The organism is Actinomadura litoris, from assembly GCF_009733595.1.
Taxonomy (GTDB): Bacteria; Actinomycetota; Actinomycetes; order Streptosporangiales; family Streptosporangiaceae; genus Spirillospora; species Spirillospora litoris.
This window is the reverse complement of record NZ_WOFH01000012.1, coordinates 152,411-167,602: the sequence shown is the minus strand read 5'-3', so window position 1 is coordinate 167,602 and position 15,192 is coordinate 152,411. Positions and strand designations below refer to the sequence as shown.

10 protein-coding genes are annotated in these 15,192 nt (G+C 76.0%); 1 reads left to right on the top strand and 9 read right to left on the bottom strand.

The annotated features are described in order from the left end of the window. Window positions 1-10: 10 nt before the first annotated feature. The 8 genes from GNZ18_RS30085 to GNZ18_RS30050 form a co-directional block, all read right to left on the bottom strand. Entirely contained in the window at window positions 11-418 is a 408-nt protein-coding gene (locus GNZ18_RS30085) for a cupin domain-containing protein (protein WP_156219999.1), read from the bottom strand. Continuing rightward, on the bottom strand, window positions 418-1,257 hold the full coding sequence (locus GNZ18_RS30080) for a phosphoenolpyruvate hydrolase family protein (RefSeq protein ID WP_156219998.1): 840 nt from the start codon (window positions 1,255-1,257) through the stop codon (window positions 418-420). Before GNZ18_RS30080 ends, GNZ18_RS30085 begins: the two co-directional genes overlap by 1 nt. After that, the gene (locus tag GNZ18_RS30075; protein WP_156219997.1) at window positions 1,254-2,456 is read right to left on the bottom strand and encodes a Tm-1-like ATP-binding domain-containing protein; all 1,203 of its coding nucleotides are present in this window, start codon (window positions 2,454-2,456) and stop codon (window positions 1,254-1,256) included. The genes GNZ18_RS30080 and GNZ18_RS30075 overlap by 4 nt, the downstream gene beginning before the upstream one ends. Before the next feature lie 43 nt (window positions 2,457-2,499). Then, window positions 2,500-3,195 (bottom strand): ABC transporter ATP-binding protein, encoded by a 696-nt coding sequence (locus tag GNZ18_RS30070; RefSeq protein ID WP_246250657.1) that lies wholly within the window; start codon window positions 3,193-3,195, stop codon window positions 2,500-2,502. Next, the gene (locus GNZ18_RS30065) at window positions 3,192-4,172 is read right to left on the bottom strand and encodes an ABC transporter ATP-binding protein (protein ID WP_156219996.1); all 981 of its coding nucleotides are present in this window, start codon (window positions 4,170-4,172) and stop codon (window positions 3,192-3,194) included. The genes GNZ18_RS30070 and GNZ18_RS30065 overlap by 4 nt, the downstream gene beginning before the upstream one ends. 19 nt (window positions 4,173-4,191) lie before the next feature. After that, entirely contained in the window at window positions 4,192-6,813 is a 2,622-nt protein-coding gene (locus GNZ18_RS30060) for an FtsX-like permease family protein (RefSeq protein WP_156219995.1), read from the bottom strand. Then, entirely contained in the window at window positions 6,810-10,127 is a 3,318-nt protein-coding gene (locus GNZ18_RS30055) for an FtsX-like permease family protein (RefSeq protein WP_156219994.1), read from the bottom strand. Before GNZ18_RS30055 ends, GNZ18_RS30060 begins: the two co-directional genes overlap by 4 nt. A 182-nt stretch (window positions 10,128-10,309) precedes the next feature. Continuing rightward, the gene (locus GNZ18_RS30050) at window positions 10,310-13,516 is read right to left on the bottom strand and encodes an AfsR/SARP family transcriptional regulator (RefSeq protein WP_156219993.1); all 3,207 of its coding nucleotides are present in this window, start codon (window positions 13,514-13,516) and stop codon (window positions 10,310-10,312) included. 257 nt (window positions 13,517-13,773) lie between these two features. On the opposite strand from GNZ18_RS30050, the gene GNZ18_RS30045 reads away from it, so the two are divergent. Beyond that, the gene (locus tag GNZ18_RS30045) at window positions 13,774-14,340 is read left to right on the top strand and encodes a DUF2637 domain-containing protein (RefSeq protein ID WP_156219992.1); all 567 of its coding nucleotides are present in this window, start codon (window positions 13,774-13,776) and stop codon (window positions 14,338-14,340) included. Between the two features lie 58 nt (window positions 14,341-14,398). On the opposite strand, the gene GNZ18_RS30040 is transcribed toward GNZ18_RS30045, so the two are convergent. Then, window positions 14,399-15,130 carry a helix-turn-helix transcriptional regulator gene (locus GNZ18_RS30040; protein WP_156219991.1) on the bottom strand — a complete coding sequence of 244 codons (732 nt, stop codon included), beginning with the start codon at window positions 15,128-15,130 and terminating at the stop codon, window positions 14,399-14,401. Between the last annotated feature and the right edge of the window lie 62 nt (window positions 15,131-15,192).

The window sequence follows — 15,192 nt, the reverse complement described above, 5'->3', positions numbered from 1 at the left end:
GGCCGGCGGGTCACGCGCGGCGCCACCGGGGGGTCGTTCCGGCGTCGTGGCGGCGGTGGTCCGGCGCCGCTTCGAGCGCCTTCTCCTCACCGCCCGGCGTGTAGGTGACGATCAGCCGGAGCGGGCGCCAGGTCTCGTTGTAGGTCGAGTGCCAGGCGCCCTTCGGGATGTGGACGGCGTCGCCCTCCCTGATCGTGAACGGCTCCCCGTCGTCCACCATCTGGGTCGCCTCGCCGGACACCACGTAGATGATCTCCTCGGCGGCCGGGTGGCGGTGCCGCGCGTGCCCCTCGCCCGGGTTGACGATCACCTCGCCGAACGTGCTGGACGCGCCGGGCACGCCGGTCGGGGTGACGAACCATTTGATCGACCCCCAGTCGAAGGTCATCGTGGCCACGTCGCCGGGCGTCAGCAGCATCAGGACTCCTCGTCGCCGGAGAGGGGGAGGTTCTTGAACGCGGCCGCCTGCGCGGTGATCGCGCGCTCGGTCGGCAGCCGCTCGACCGAGGAGGCGCCGAAGAACCCGACGACGCCCTCGGTGCGCGCCAGCACGTAGGCGGCGTCCTCGGGTTCGGCGATGGGGCCGCCGTGGCACAGCACCAGCACCTCCGGGCGGACGGCGTGCGCCGCGTCCCGCATGGCCTGCACCCGCGCGACCGCCTCGTCCAGCGTGAGCGCGGTGCCCGCGCCGATGCTGCCCTTGGCGGTCAGCCCGACGTGCGGGACCAGGACGTCGGCGCCCGCCTCCGCCATCGCCCGCGCCTGGTCCTCGTCGAACACGTAGGGCGCGGTGACCAGGTCGCGCTCGCGGGCGAGGCGGACCATCTCGACCTCCAGGCCGTAGCCCATCCCGGTCTCTTCGAGGTTCTGCCGGAACACCCCGTCGTAGAGGCCGACGGTCGGGAAGTTCTGCACGCCCGCGAAGCCCATCGCCTTCAACTGGTCGAGGAAGACGGGCATGAGGCGGAACGGGTCCGTGCCGCAGACACCGGCGAGGACGGGCGTGTCCCGCACGACCGGCAGCACCTCCGCGGCCATGTCCACGACGATCTGGTTCGCGTCGCCGTAGGGCAGCAGCCCGGCGAGCGACCCGCGCCCCGCCATCCGGTACCGGCCCGAGTTGTAGATGATGATCAGATCGACGCCGCCGGACTCGGCGCACTTGGCCGACAGGCCCGTGCCCGCGCCCGCGCCGACGACCGGCTCGCCCGCCGCGACGGCGGCGCGCAGCCGCGCCAGGACGCTCTCGCGCTTCATGCCGCTCCCCCCGAGATCATCGCGTGCAGCCGCTCGGCCGCCGCCCGGCCGAACTCCGGATCGTTGACGTGCAGGTCGAGCGGCTCCCCGCCGAGCGCGGCGAAGCACGCCGCGTCGGCCGCCGCGTCCTCGAACGGCATGCCCGGCGCGTCCAGCGCCGACACCCCGCGCAGCGGGACCAGCAGCGCGGCGGGGCCGGTCGCGGCCGCGACCTTGGCGGCGACCCGGCGGCCGAGCTCCGCCATCTCCTCGGCCGTGGTCCGCATCAGCGTGACGGTCGGGTTGTGGACGTAGAGGTTGCGGCCCGCGAACCGCTCCGGGACGGTGTCGCGCGGCCCGAAGTTGACCATGTCGAGCGCGCCCGGCGCCACGACCTGCGGGATCCCGCGCCGCCCGGCCGCCGTCAGCCGGTTGGGGCCCGCCGACAGGACCCCGCCGACCAGGTCGTCGGCCAGCTCCGTCGTGGTCAGGTCGAGGACGCCCGCGAGGAGCCCGCTCGCGGCGAGGCCCTCCAGCGCCCGTCCGCCCGCGCCGGTCGCGTGGAAGACCAGCACCTCGTAGCCGAGCCGCTCCAGGCGCTCGCGCGCCGCGTCCACGGCCGGGGTCGTGACGCCGAACATCGAGGCGGCGACCAGCGGCCGCCCGTCCTCCTCCGGCTCGGCCCCCGACCCGGCCTGGGCGTGCGCCATCCCGGCCACCGCGGCGGCGGCGTTGCCGAGGATGAGCCGCGACACCCGGTTGACGCCCGCGATGTCCACGACGCTGTAGGTGAGCGTCACGTCCTTGGCGCCCACGTACGGGGTGACGTCCCCGGACGCCATCGTGGACACGATCAGCTTGGGCAGCCCGATCGGCAGGTCCCGGACGGCGCGCGCCGCGATCGAGGACCCGCCGCTGCCGCCCACCGCGAGGACGGCGTCGACCCGTCCGGCGGCGTGCAGTTCGGCGAGCACGGCGGCCGCCCCCTCGCCCATCGCCGTCACGGCCGCGCCGCGGTCGCCCGCCTCGCGCAGCGCCTCCAGGGACGCGCCGCCCTCCCGCGCGACCCGCTCGGCGGGCACGTCCGGGTCGATCCCCGGCGGCCCGGTGCCCGCGTCGACCACGACGGCCTCGCAGCCGAGGCCGCGCAGCCGCCCGCGCAGCCACCCGTACTCGGCGCCCTTGGTGTCGAGCGTCCCCACCAGCACGACCGTCGGCATCGGCTCCCCCTCCTCGCGGCGACGTCCCGGGTCCTACCCAAGATCAGCCGGTCGGGACCGGGGTCTCGGTGATCGCGCCGTCCGCCAGGTTCAGGACGCGGTCGGCCTCCGACAGCAGCGCCGGGTCGTGGGTGGCGACCAGCACGGTCACGCCCTCGCTGGCGACCAGCGCGTGCAGCAGCGGCATGATCGCGGCTGCGGTCTCGGAGTCGAGCTGGCCGGTGGGCTCGTCGGCGAGGACGAGCCGGGGCCGGTTGGCGAGCGCGCGGGCGATGGCGACGCGCTGGCGCTGCCCGCCCGACAGCTCGTAGGGGCGCTGCGCGGCGTGGTCGGCGAGCCCGACGAGGCCGAGCAGCACGCGGACCCGCTCGTCGCGCTCGGCGGGCGGCGTGCGCGCCAGCCGCAGCGGCACCTCGACGTTCTCGGCCGCCGACAGCACGGGGATCAGCCCGTGCGACTGGAACACGAACCCGATCGCGTCGCGGCGCAGCGCGAGCAGGGCGTCCTCGGAGAGCGCGGCGACCTCCCTCCCGTCCACGCGGACGGTGCCGCCGTCGGGCGTGTCGAGACCGCCGATCAGGTTGAGCAGGGTCGTCTTGCCGGACCCGGAGCGTCCCTTGATCGCGACCAGCTCGCCGGGCGAGGCGGTGAAGCTCGCCCCGCGCAGCGCGTGGACCTCGTTCCTCCCCGTGCGGTAGGTCTTGCTCAGGTCCTCGACGACGACCATCGGGTCGGTCATTCGCCCTCCTCGGTCCGCTCGGTGCTCCGGCCCGTGCTCCGGCCCGTGCTCCGGTCCGGCCAGACGCCGACGTGGTCGCTCTCCAGCGCGAGGCGGACGCGGTCGCGCATGTCGAGGGCCTGCGTGAACGCGCGCGGGAGCTGGACGCGCCCGGCGCGGTCGAGGACGGCGTACTCCTCGCTGACCCGCGTCCCGTCGGCCTCGTCGCGGCGGCGGACCTCGCTGCTGGTGCGGCCGTCGCGGATCCCGACCGTGCGGTCGACGCGCTCGGAGACCTGGGCGTCGTGGGTCACGACGATCGTGGTGGTGCCGAGCTCGCGGTTGACGCGGCGCAGCGCCCCGAACACCTCCTCGGCGGTGGTGCTGTCCAGCTCGCCGGTCGGCTCGTCGGCGAGCACGACGTGCGGCTCGTTCGCCACGGCGACCGCGATCGCGACGCGCTGCTGCTGCCCGCCCGACAGCTCGGCGGGACGCCGTCCGGCGCAGTCGCCGACACCGAGCATGCCGAGCAGCTCCGACGCGCGGGAGACGCGGGCGCGCCGGGCCCGTCCGGCGAACCGCATCGGCAGCTCGACGTTCTGCGCGGCGGTCAGGTAGGGCAGCAGGTTCCGCTCGGTCTGCTGCCAGATGAACCCGACCTGCTCGCGGCGGAACCGCAGCCGCTCCTTGGACGCCATCGTCAGCAGGTCCGACCCGGCGACGCGGGCGACCCCGGCGGTCGGCACGTCCAGCCCCGACAGGATGTTGAGCAGCGTGGACTTGCCCGACCCGGACGCGCCGACGATGGCGACCAGCTCCCCGGGATCGACGAGCAGGTCCAGGCCCTGCAACGCGACGACCTCGACGCCGTCGGTCTTGTAGATGCGCACCAGGTTGTCGCAGACGATGTGGGCGCCCTCGCCGAACGCGGGCCCGCGTTCGGCGGCGCGGCGCTCCAGCTCGGCGAGGTCGGGCGCGGCGGCCCTTCCAGGGCTCATGATCGGGTGCCCCTCCTCATCAGTCGCCCGTCCGCAGGACGGCGGCGAGGTCGTGCCGGGTGTCGAAGGCGCGGTCGATCGCCACCGCCGCCGCGGCGGCCAGCAGCAGCGCGGCCAGCAGGGCGGGCAGCGCCGCCGGGTCCACCGCGTGGTTGGAGACGGCGAAGCCGCCGGTGTAGGGGCGCAGGTCGACGACGGGTCCGGTGACGCCGGGCAGCACCAGCCCGAGCGCCCACCCGGCGCCGACCGCGCACAGCAGCACGGGACCGATCTCGACCAGCGCCAGCCGCCTGCTCTGCCGCCGGGTCAGCCCGAGCACCTGGAGGTGCGCGAGGCCCCGGCCCCGGGCGCGGGCCTCCACGACCAGCACCAGCAGGACGGCGAGCAGCCCGTAGGCGCCGCCGATGAGCGCGGCGTCCCGGAAGGAGTCCTGGACGACGCGGACCATCGGCGCCCGCGTCATGCCGCGCAACACGTCCCGCCGGATCTCGACCTTCTTGTACGGGTCGCCGCCCATGGTGCCCGGCGGCAGCGACGCCTCCAGCGCGCCGCGCAGCGCGGCCTCACCGGGCTCGCCGCGCACGAACACCGTGCTCGGCACCTTCTCGGTGCCGGTCAGCGACCGGAACGGGACGACGACGAACGAGCCGCCGTGCTGCTCGCCGGGGAAGTCCTCGATCCGGCCGGACGGCTCGACCCGGATCTCCGGGAAGTTGGGGCTGCTCAGCGTCATCGGCCTCATGCCGAGCTCGCGGGCGGCGGCCGGGGACAGCAGCGCGCCGCGCGGGTGCGCCGGGAGGCGGCCGGGCGAGATCCGCTGGTAGGCGTCCAGGTCGACGGCGATGAGCGTGACCCGGGCGGGTCCGGAGGCGGGCCGCACCGCCCGCACCACCCGCGCCGGGACCGCGTCCTTCACGCCGGGCACCGCGCGGACGCGGTCGACGGCCTTCTGGTCGAGCAGCTCGGCGGAGATCCGGGCGTCGGCGCCGACCGCCGCCCACGCGGCGCGGTCGTGGCCGCGGTCCAGCGCGGCCTCGACGCTCCCGGCGAACCCGGCGACGGCGGCGGCGAGCAGCAGCACGACCATCGGCAGCGCGCTGACGACGTTCTGCCGGGACGCGCGGGCGACGCCGATGAAGGCGACCGCGCCCGAGCCGCGCCGCAGCGCCCGTCCGAGCCCGGCCAGCAGGTAGGGGTAGACGCGCAGCACGACCACCCCGCACGCCGCCCCGAGCAGCACCGGGACGGCGGCGATCAGCGGGTCGCCGCCCGCGCCCGCGCCGCGCTCGCGCAGCAGCACGACCCCGGTCACCGCGAGGACGATCAGCAGCCCCTCCAGCACGAGCCGCCGCCGCGACGGGCGCGCGCCGACGAGGTCGTCGCGCCCGGCGGTGATCTGGGTGGCGCCGCCGAACTCGCGCACGATCACGGCGACCGGCAGCACGAGGACGAGGACGACCAGCCCGCCCGCCGCGTAGGCCGACAGCGCCTGCGGCGGGCCGGTGCCGAGGAGGAGGCCGAGCCCGGCGCCGAGCGCGGCGGCGGGCAGCACCGCGAGCGCGAGCAGCCCGCACGCGGGCCCGGCGAGCTGCCGGAGCGACGCTCCGCGCGCCCGCATCGTGACCAGCGCGGGCCTCAGCCTGCGTCCGAGCAGACCGGCGCCGAGCAGCAGCACGCCCGCCGCGATCGCGGCGACGCCGCTGAGCGTCAGCCCGTTCACCGCCTTCGCCGATCGGAGCTGGCCCCCGTAGGCCTTGAGCGGGGCGTCCAGCTCGGTGGCGACCGCGCATTCGAACAGGTCGGTGCGGCCCTTGACGGCCACGTGGTACGCCTCGATGTCGCCGGCCAGCCCGGACACGCGCGCGGAGTCGATACCGTCCGGTTTGAGGGGGAACCGCCAGGTGACGAACAGCCGCCGGTCGGGCGCGCCGTGCGCGATCCGCCAGTACCCGCCGCCGCTGAGCAGCGCCGCGCCGGTGTGGACGCGGACGCCCTCGCCGCGCAGCTCCGTCCGGACGCGGAGCAGGTCGGCGCGCGTCGCCCAGTACGGGTCGGCGGCGTCGCGCGGCACGTAGATCCCGCTGACCGTCGCCCGGAGGTCGCCGAGCGGCAGCGCCGTCCCGACCCGGTAGCCGAACTTGTCCGCGTACGGCTTGGGCAGGGCGATCTGGACGGCGCGTCCGTGGTCGGGGGTGGAGTCGGAGGGCATGTCCTGCGGCGGCACGCCGGCGACGAACCGGACGCGCCTGGTCGCGCCCGGATCCCACGCCAGCGTCACCAGGCGCGGTTCGAGGAACTCCCCGCCGATCCGGTTCTCGGTGGTGGTGACGTAGGGCTCCGGCGGGCCGACGGCGTCGCTCAGGTGCCGCGGGAGGATCCCGTACCAGGTCGCCGACCGCACGGACACATCGTCCGACAGCGGGAGGTAGCGGGCGACGGTGGCGGCGTCCTGGCGTCCCTCGACCCGGACGTCGGCGCCCGCCACCGTCGCCCGCGCGGCGCGGTCGTAGCCGCCCGCCACCCGGGCCGGGACGGTCACGGCGAGCAGCGCGGTGACCAGCGTCAGCACGGCCACGGCGGCGATCGGCGGCCACTGCGCGCGGGCGAGCCGCAGCCAGGGCCGGTTCAGGGGACGGTTCATCGGTCCTCCCCGGCGCGCAGCCCGGCCCCGGGGTCGCGGCGCCGCAGCATCCGGATCACCAGCGGCAGCACCAGGCCGAACACGGCGGCGACCCCGGCGAGCATCGCCAGCACCACGGGCCACTGGACGATCAGCTCGGCGGGCGGGTACGGCGGCGCCGCCTGCACGCTGAGCACGATGTGCGGGATCACCAGCCGCGCGACGACCAGGCCGAGCGCCAGTCCGCCGACCAGCCCGATCGCGACCAGGAACGCCTGCTCGACGGCCAGCATCCCGGTCATCTGCCGGGGATGGACGCCGAGCACCCGCAGGACGGCGAACTCGCGCGCCCGCTCCCGCACCGACACCGCCGCGTTCACCGCGAACGCGATCACGGCGAAGACCAGCGCGGCGCCGAAGCCGAGCACGAGCGCGCCCTGGAGCGCGGCGCCGAGCGGCGCGTCCCGCAGCCGGGAGCGCAGCGCGGCGCGGTCGCCGCTGACCGTGCCCCAGGCGGGATGGTCGGTCATCGCCTGTGCCGCGGGCGCGGTGCGGGCGCCGCGCACACTCGCCCACCACTCGCCCGGGTCGGTGCTGCCCGGCGCGGCGCTCGCGGCGGCGAGCCGCGACTCGGTCAGCGTCGGCAGGTCCACCAGCACGCCGGGGCGGTCGGGCGGCGTGCCCGGCAGCGCCCGGACGATCCCGATCACCTTGACGGGCTGGGCGCCGTCGGCGGTGTCGAGCGTCAGCGTGCCGCCGACCCCGACCCGCGCGCGCCGCGCGGCCTCGCTCGTGACGACGCCCGGCACCGCGGGCTGGAGGTGCTCGTCGCTGCGCGGGCGCATGCCCGGCGGCGCCGCCGTGGCGACCATGGCGTGCAGGGTCTCGCCGGTGCCGATGTCCCAGCCGCCGAGCGGCGAGCTCGCCGCGATCGGCAGCGTCAGCGCCGCGCCCTTGGCGGTCAGCCGCGGCGTCTCGGCCCCGAGGACGGGGTCCCGCATCAGGTTCCAGCGGACCCCGGCGGGGGCGGTCGCCGCGCCCGTGCCCTCGCCCCGCAGGCCCAGCAGGGACAGTTCGAGCGGCCCCGACCTGTCGTTGTCGTCGTAGACGTAGTGCAGGCCGCGCAGCGACAGCGGGTAGGCCGGCGCGCCGTCCGGACCGGCGAGTGCGGCGGCGTCCACGGCGACGGTCCGGGCGCGTCCGTCGGGGCGCAGCCCGGCGAGCGTGACCCGCTGGGTCAGCCCGTGCGCGTCCTCGATGGTCGCCTCCGCCTGGTAGACCCCCGTGGGCGCCGGGGGCGCCTGCTGGCCGTCCTCAAGCGGCGGGGGCTTGCCGGGGCGCTTGCGGAGCCGCAGGTCGAAGAGCAGCCGCGCGGGGCGGCCCGGGACGGTGAGCGCGGGCACGGCCGGGCGGGCCCGCGCCAGCTCACCGAGCCGCATGTCCTTCCGCAGCGCCGGTTGGACCCGCAGGACCGGCTCCAGCGCGCGCGTGTCGGCGGCGAGGAGGGTCGAGGCCGTCGTGCCGATGTTGACCTCCCTGCGCAGCACCGCCGTGGAGGCCGTGACGCCGGGCAGCGACGCGAACCGTCCGCCCTGGCCCAGCACGGACGGGCCGCCCGGCTTGTCCGTCCGCTCCAGCCGCAGGTCGGCACCGGTCTGGAAGTCGGCCTGGTCGGTCTGGGACCGCCGCCACGTCGCGATCGTCGTCACCGACAGCACCCCGACCGCCATCGCCATGACCAGCAGCAGCGCCGGGCCCGCGTACCGCAGGGGGCGGCGGCTGACCTGCCGCGCGCCGAGCGCGGGCGCGAGGCCCCGCCCGCCGGCGGTGGCGCGCTCGGCCACCCGGGAGGCGACCGGCACGAGCTTCAGCAGCAGGACGCCGCCGGCGAGCAGCGCCAGCGCGGGCCCGGACACGATGACCGGGTCGATGCCCGAGGCGTCGCCGCCCGCGCCGTCCGCCCCGTACTTCGACAGCTGCCAGACCGACAGCGCGGCGACCAGCAGCAGCGCGAGGTCGATGCCCGAGCCGCGCAGGCGGCCCCGGGCCGTCCGCCCGATCCCGGCCTGGACCTCCACGAACGTGGCGTTCGCGCCGCGCAGCGTCGGGACCGTCAGGGCGATCGCGCCGGCCAGCGACGCCAGCACCGCCACGCCCCACAGCGGCGCGAGCGGCCCGGCGTCCAGGTCGAGCCCGGACGCGCGGACGGCCGGCGCCCTGCCCGCGAGCCGCAGCAGCGGACCGGCCAGCAGCGGGCCCAGCACGGCGGCGGGCAGCACGATCAGCAGGCCCTCGGTCAGGCTGAGCCGGGCGAGCTGGCGCATCCCGATGCCCCGGGTGCGCAGCAGCGCGACCTCGCCGCGCCGGTGCTCGGCGAGCAGCCGCGCCACCAGCACCCACGCGTACCCGGCGAGCAGGACGAGCTGGATCACCGGGATCAGCATCGTCGACCGCGCCACCATCACCGCGCCGTGCAGCTGCCCGGTCAGCACCGGCAGGCTCGTCACGGTCGTGAACTGGCCGCCGCCCGCCTTCTCGATGGTGGCGCGGGTGCCCTCCACCCGGTCGCCGAGGCCGCCGAGCGACCCGGCCTCCAGGCCCCGCAGGTCGGGCATGACCGTCCAGCGGGCGTCCGCGCCGGTGCCGGTGAAGCGGGCCGCGAACACCGGCGGCGGCACCACGAACGGCCCGTAGGTGGTGTAGTCGAGCCGCTCGGTCCCGGTCGTGACCAGCCGGTCGCCCTGCCAGAAGTAGTCGTCCCGGCGGTTGACCTCGAACAACCCGACGATCTTCACCTTGGCCACCGACGCCGTGTCGACGCGGCCGCGCAGCGTCAGCGCGTCGCCGACCCCGACCCGCATCGCCCGCGCCGCCGCGGCCGGCAGAACGGCCTCGACCTCGGCGTTCGGCGCCGTGTTCGCATTCGGCCACCGCCCGCCCGCCAGCCGCGCGTGCCCTTCGATGCCGGAATAGGTCTCGAAAGCGGTGAGCTCCGGATGCTCGCTTTTCTCCTGACCGGGCAGCGTGTAGGAATCGCTGCGCACCCCGACCGAAACCGTCAGCGGGACGTCGCGGTAGATCTGGCGCAGCGCCGCGTCCACCTGCTTCTGCGCCGCGTCGAGCCCGCCGCCCGGGACGTGCCCGGCGATCCGCGTCCCGGCCGTGTCGAAGGTCGCCTCGGCGAGCGTGCGCCGCAGCCCCTCGCGCGTCACCGACCCCGTGTAGCCGAACAGCGCGGCGAGCACGGTCGTCGCGAACAGCGCCGTCGCGCACGCGGCCAGGACCAGGGTCCGGTCACCGGCCATCCGCCTGATCACCAGCTCCGGATGCCGCATAGACGCCGATGATCAATGACCCGCACGGGGGCCGACAAGGCCGCCGTCTCTTTCTTTTACGTTTCGCAACATTTCATCGTTCCGCGGAAACCATTTCCGTGACCACTTCCTCACTGTTCGAGTTGGCCACGGAATTTCCGGGGCGGATGGGGCGCACGGCACGGTAATTACCGGCTCGGGCGTCAGCCGAACCGGGAGGGCCCCGCGTCCTTCTCGGCGCGGCGCAGGAAGGCGGCCGGCTCCGCGGAGGCGCCCTCGGCGCGGCACGCGGCGAACCGCGCCTCGCCCAGCGCCGCGCGCGCCGCCCCGGCGGCGCGGTCGATGTCCTCGCGTTCGGCCGGGCCCGGACGCAGCCCGGCCGCCGCGCGGACCTCCGCCGCCCTGCCGAGCAGCTCCGCCGCCTCCGCGTGCCCGCCGGCCATGCTCCGCGCCCCCGCCAGCCCTTCGAGCGCGAACGCCAGGTCCCGGGGCGCCTCCAGGCGGATCGCGACGGCGAGCGCGTCGCGCTGGAACGCCAGCGCCGCCGCCGCGTCGCCGCGCGCCTGCGCGACATGCCCGAGCCCGGTCTGGACGAGCGGCAGGAACAGCGGCGGGAAGCCGTCCTCGGGGACGGCGTCCAGCAGCCGGGTCAGCCGCTCCTCGGCGTCGTCGAGCTGACCGTCCCGGCGCGCCGCCAGCCCGAGCCCGATCTCGGCGAACGTCACCGCCTGCGCGTGCCCCTGCTCGCCCGCGATCCGCAGCGCCCGCCCGAACAGCCGCCGCGCGTCCCCCTGCTCGCCGCGCAGGTGCGCGACCCAGCCGCGCCACGCCAGCCGGGCGGCGGCGTCCGGCCACAGGTGCAGCTCCTCCGCCATCCGCTGCGCGTCGCCCAGCAGCCGGTCGGCCCGGTCGTAGTCGCCGGTCAGCTCCGCCGTCGCGCCCAGCCACTCCAGCGCGAGCGAGCGCCCCCAGTCGTCGCCGAGGTCGCCGAACAGCGCGGCGGCGCGCTCGGTGTCGCGCGCCAGCCGGGCCGGGTCGGCGTGGGCGTGCGCCTGCTTGGCGCGCAGCAGCAGCGCGGCCGCCTCGCCCCACCGGTCGCCGGACGCCCGGAACGCGGCGAGCGCCTCGTCCAGCACCCCGGCCGCCGCGGCGACGTCGTCGACCTCGAACCCGGAGAAGGTGAGGAACCAGCGGGCCCACGCGCCGAGCGCGGCGTCGCCGGTCGCGTCGGCGGCCTCCAGCGCCGCCGCGCGCCGCGCCGGCCAGCCGGGGCCGGGCCGGGCGAGCGTGCCGAGCCCGGCCCGCCACGTCAGCGCCCGCGCCCGCGCGGCGGGCGGCCCGCCCTCCAGCGCGAGCGCCGCGTCCAGCGACCGCAGCGCCTCCGACAGCCTGCCGCGCAGGAACCAGTACCACGACAGCGCGCTCGCCAGCCGCAGCGCCGCCTCGGCGTCGCCGCCCGCGACGGCGGTGTCGAGCGCGGCGCGCAGGTTGGCGGTCTCGACGTCCAGGACGCGCAGCCACCGCGCCTGCTCCCCGCCGCGCAGCCGGGCCTCGGCCCGCTCGGCGAGCCCGAGGTGGTACCGGACGTGCCGCTCCCGGGCCCGCCCGTCCTCGCCCGCCTCCCGCAGCCGGTCGGCGGCGTAGGCGGCGACGGACTCCAGCAGCCGGTACCGGGGCCCCTCCCCCGGCCGCTCCGACATGATCACCAGTGACCGGTCCACCAGCCGGGCGAGCAGGTCCAGCACGTCCTCGGCGGCGACGTCCGCGCCCGCGCACACGGCCTCGGCGGACTCGACCGCGCAGCCGTCCGCGTGCACCGCCAGCCGCCGCAGCACGGCCCGCTCCAGCCCGGTGAGCAGGTCCCAGCTCCAGCCGATCATCGCGGTCAGCGTCCGCTGCCTCTCCGGGACGTCGCGGTGGCCGCCCGCCAGCAGCCGGAACCGGTCGTCCAGCCGCGCCACGAGCCCCTCGACACCGAGCGTCCGCACCCGGGTCGCGGCCAGCTCCAGCGCCAGCGGGATCCCGTCGAGCCTGCGGCACAGCACCGCGACCGCCGGGGCCGTGCCCGCGTCCAGCCGGAACTCCCGCGAGGCCGCGCTCGCCCGCGCCGCGAAGAACCGCACGGCGCCGGCCCGCGCCGCCGCGTCCGCCGCGTCGTCAGGACCCGGCACCTCCAGCGGCGGCACGGCCCACACCACCTCGCCCGGCAGCCCGAGCGGCTCCCGGCTCGTGGCGAGGATCCGCACGCCCGGCACCCGCCGCAGCAGCCGCCCGGCCAGCTCCGCCGCCTGCTCCACGACGTGCTCGCAGTTGTCCAGGACGAGCAGCAGCCGGCGCGCCCCGAGCGCCGCCGCGAGCCGGTCCAGCGGCGCCGCCGGTGCGCCGGGCCGGTCCCGCACGTCCAGGATCGCCGTGACCGCCTCCGCGACCGTCGACCCGTCGAACCCGGCCAGCTCCGCCATCCACACCCCGTCGGCGAACTCCCCCACGAGCCCCGCCGCCGTCTCCACCGCCAGCCGCGTCTTGCCGACCCCGCCCGGCCCGGTCAGCGTGACCAACCGGTCGGTGCCGAGCCGGGCGCGGACCTCGGCGACCGCCGCGTCCCGCCCGATCAGCTCCCCCGGCGGGACGGGCAGGTTCGACCGGGGCCCCTCCGGCACGTCCAGCGCCGGGTCCTGCGTGAGGATCGCCCGCTGGAGGCCCGCGATCCCGGCCCCCGGATCGAGCCCCAGCTCCTCGGCGAGCAGTACGCGCAGCCGCTCGTAGCTCTCCAGCGCCTCGTTCTGCCGCCCCGCCCGGTACAGCGCCCGCATGTGCACGGCCCGCAACCGCTCCCGCAGCGGACGGGCCTCGACGGCGTCCCCCAGCTCCCCGGCCAGCGCGCCGTGCTCCCCCAATGCGAACCGCGCCTCGGCGTGCTCCTCCAGGGCCGTCCACCGCAACTCGTCCAACCGCGCGACGGCCGCATGCATGAACGGCTCGTCGGCGAGGTCGGCGTAGGCGTCGCCCCGCCACAACGCCAGCGCCTCGCCCAGCAACCGCGCCCTGGCCCTCACATCCTCGACACCGCGCGCGTCGTCGACGAGCCGTTGGAACCGCCGCGCGTCCACCCGCTCCTCGGCCACCTCCAGCAGGTGCCCCGCCGGGCGCGACACCACCAGCGCCCGCGCGCCGGGCTCCGCGTCCTCCAGCACCCGCCGCAACTGCGACACCTTCGCCGACAGCGCCCCCGCCGGATTGCCGGGCGGCGCGTCCCCCCACAGGTCGTCGATCAACCGGTCCGCCGGGACGGGCCGCCCCTCGTGCGCGAGCAGGTCCGCCAGCAGCGCCCGCACCTTGATCCCGGGCACCGCGACGAGCCGCCCGTCATCGGCCCACACCGCGAGCGGCCCCAGCACCCCGAAACGCATGAGCCGCACCCTAACCCCCAGGTCCCGCGAACGGGACCGTAAGAATCCCCGACGGAGCGGGGCCGAAAGGCGGAATCGGGCCACATCTGGTGTCGTCCGGACGAGTCGATCGGGGCGCCGCTCACCTGCGAACACGCAGGGAGGGAGCTTGCCGGACCGTCCGGGACGGTCGCGTCGCGTCGGACTCCATCGACAGGCGTTGGCCCCCCGGATGGCTCCCCGGGCTCCCTCCCTCCGAGCAGGAGGGAGTTCCCTTCATGGCTGATCGACTCATCCGCCTTACAACCGCACTCGCCGTCATGGCGGTAGCTGCCGTGGCCGCCGTCATCTCCTACCGGCACGCGTACGACCTCGTCCGCTCGCACGGCGAGACCGGACCGACCGCGCGTCTCGTCCCCTTCACCGTGGACGGACTGATCTGGGCCGCGTCCATGGTGATCCTGGACGCGAGTCGCCGGAAGCACTCGGCACCGGCCTTGGCAAAGTGGAGCCTCGCCGTGGGCATCGTGGCGACGGTAGGCGCCAACGTGGCGCACGGCGCCGCACACGGCCCCATAGGCGCCATCGTGAGCGCATGGCCCGCGCTCGCCCTGGTCGGTTCCTTCGAACTCCTGATGACCCTCACCAGGGCCGCAACCACTGTCGCGCCACCTCGTACCGAAGTGGACCAGACGCCAGAGGACGCAGTCTTGGCCGAGTACCTGGCAAGCCTGGACGGACCAGGCCGCCCCGCCTCTCAGCGCTACCTCGCGGAGAAGCACGGCATCGACCGGCGCAAGGTCAAGGAGATCATCACCAACGCGGAGCAACCGACCTCAGCGTGAACCACGAAGCCCCAGCCGCGAACCATCTCGGTTCGCGGCTGGGGCTTCCGCATGTCAGCTACCCGACCGGCGAGGCACCGGCCCACACACGCTCAAAGCTCTCCAGGTACGTGCTCGCCATGTCGCCGTCCTCAGCTCGCCTCAAGTGCAGGACGGGAGCATGGGACGCGGCGATGCCGTACGCGTGCGGGTTGATCAGCAACTCGTCATCAGCCCGGTAGATCGAGTTGTAGAGCACAGTGTCGTGAAGCCGGATCTCAACACCGTCCACGCGTGACAGAGCCCGGTAGTGGACGAGGGCGTTACGGATCTTCGCCGCCATGGACTCGCCCACACCCTCGTCAGTGCCGCGTTCGGCGACGCTCGTCCCGTCCGGATCCCCGAGCAGGATCCGCACCCGAACGCCCTCCCGCGCCCTCTCCGCGAACGCTCGCAAGATCCCCGCGTCCTCCGCGAGGAAGAGCCCTGCATACGCAAGCACCCCAACCTCGTCGTGCGCCCCCTCGAAGAGCCGCCGCCACACCTCACGCGGCACGGCCCACCGATGCGGGTAGGTCGCGAGGACTTCCACTACGGGCGGCGCAATCTGAACAGCAGCGGCCCGCACCTGCGGCCACAAGTCCACCTCGTCACATCCGAGCAGGGCGGCGACCCTCACCCGGTGCCGCCGGTAGGGAACGCGTCCAGCCACCCACCGATGGACGGTCTTGGGGTCAACGCCCACACGCCCGGCAACGTCGGCCTCGGTCAGGTGGGCGTCGGCAAGAGCACGCCGCAACAAGTCGTTCATCAGACCTCCGCAGACGCAAGTCAGGACGACGCGCTCACGACGCTAACAGAAGACGTCCCTAG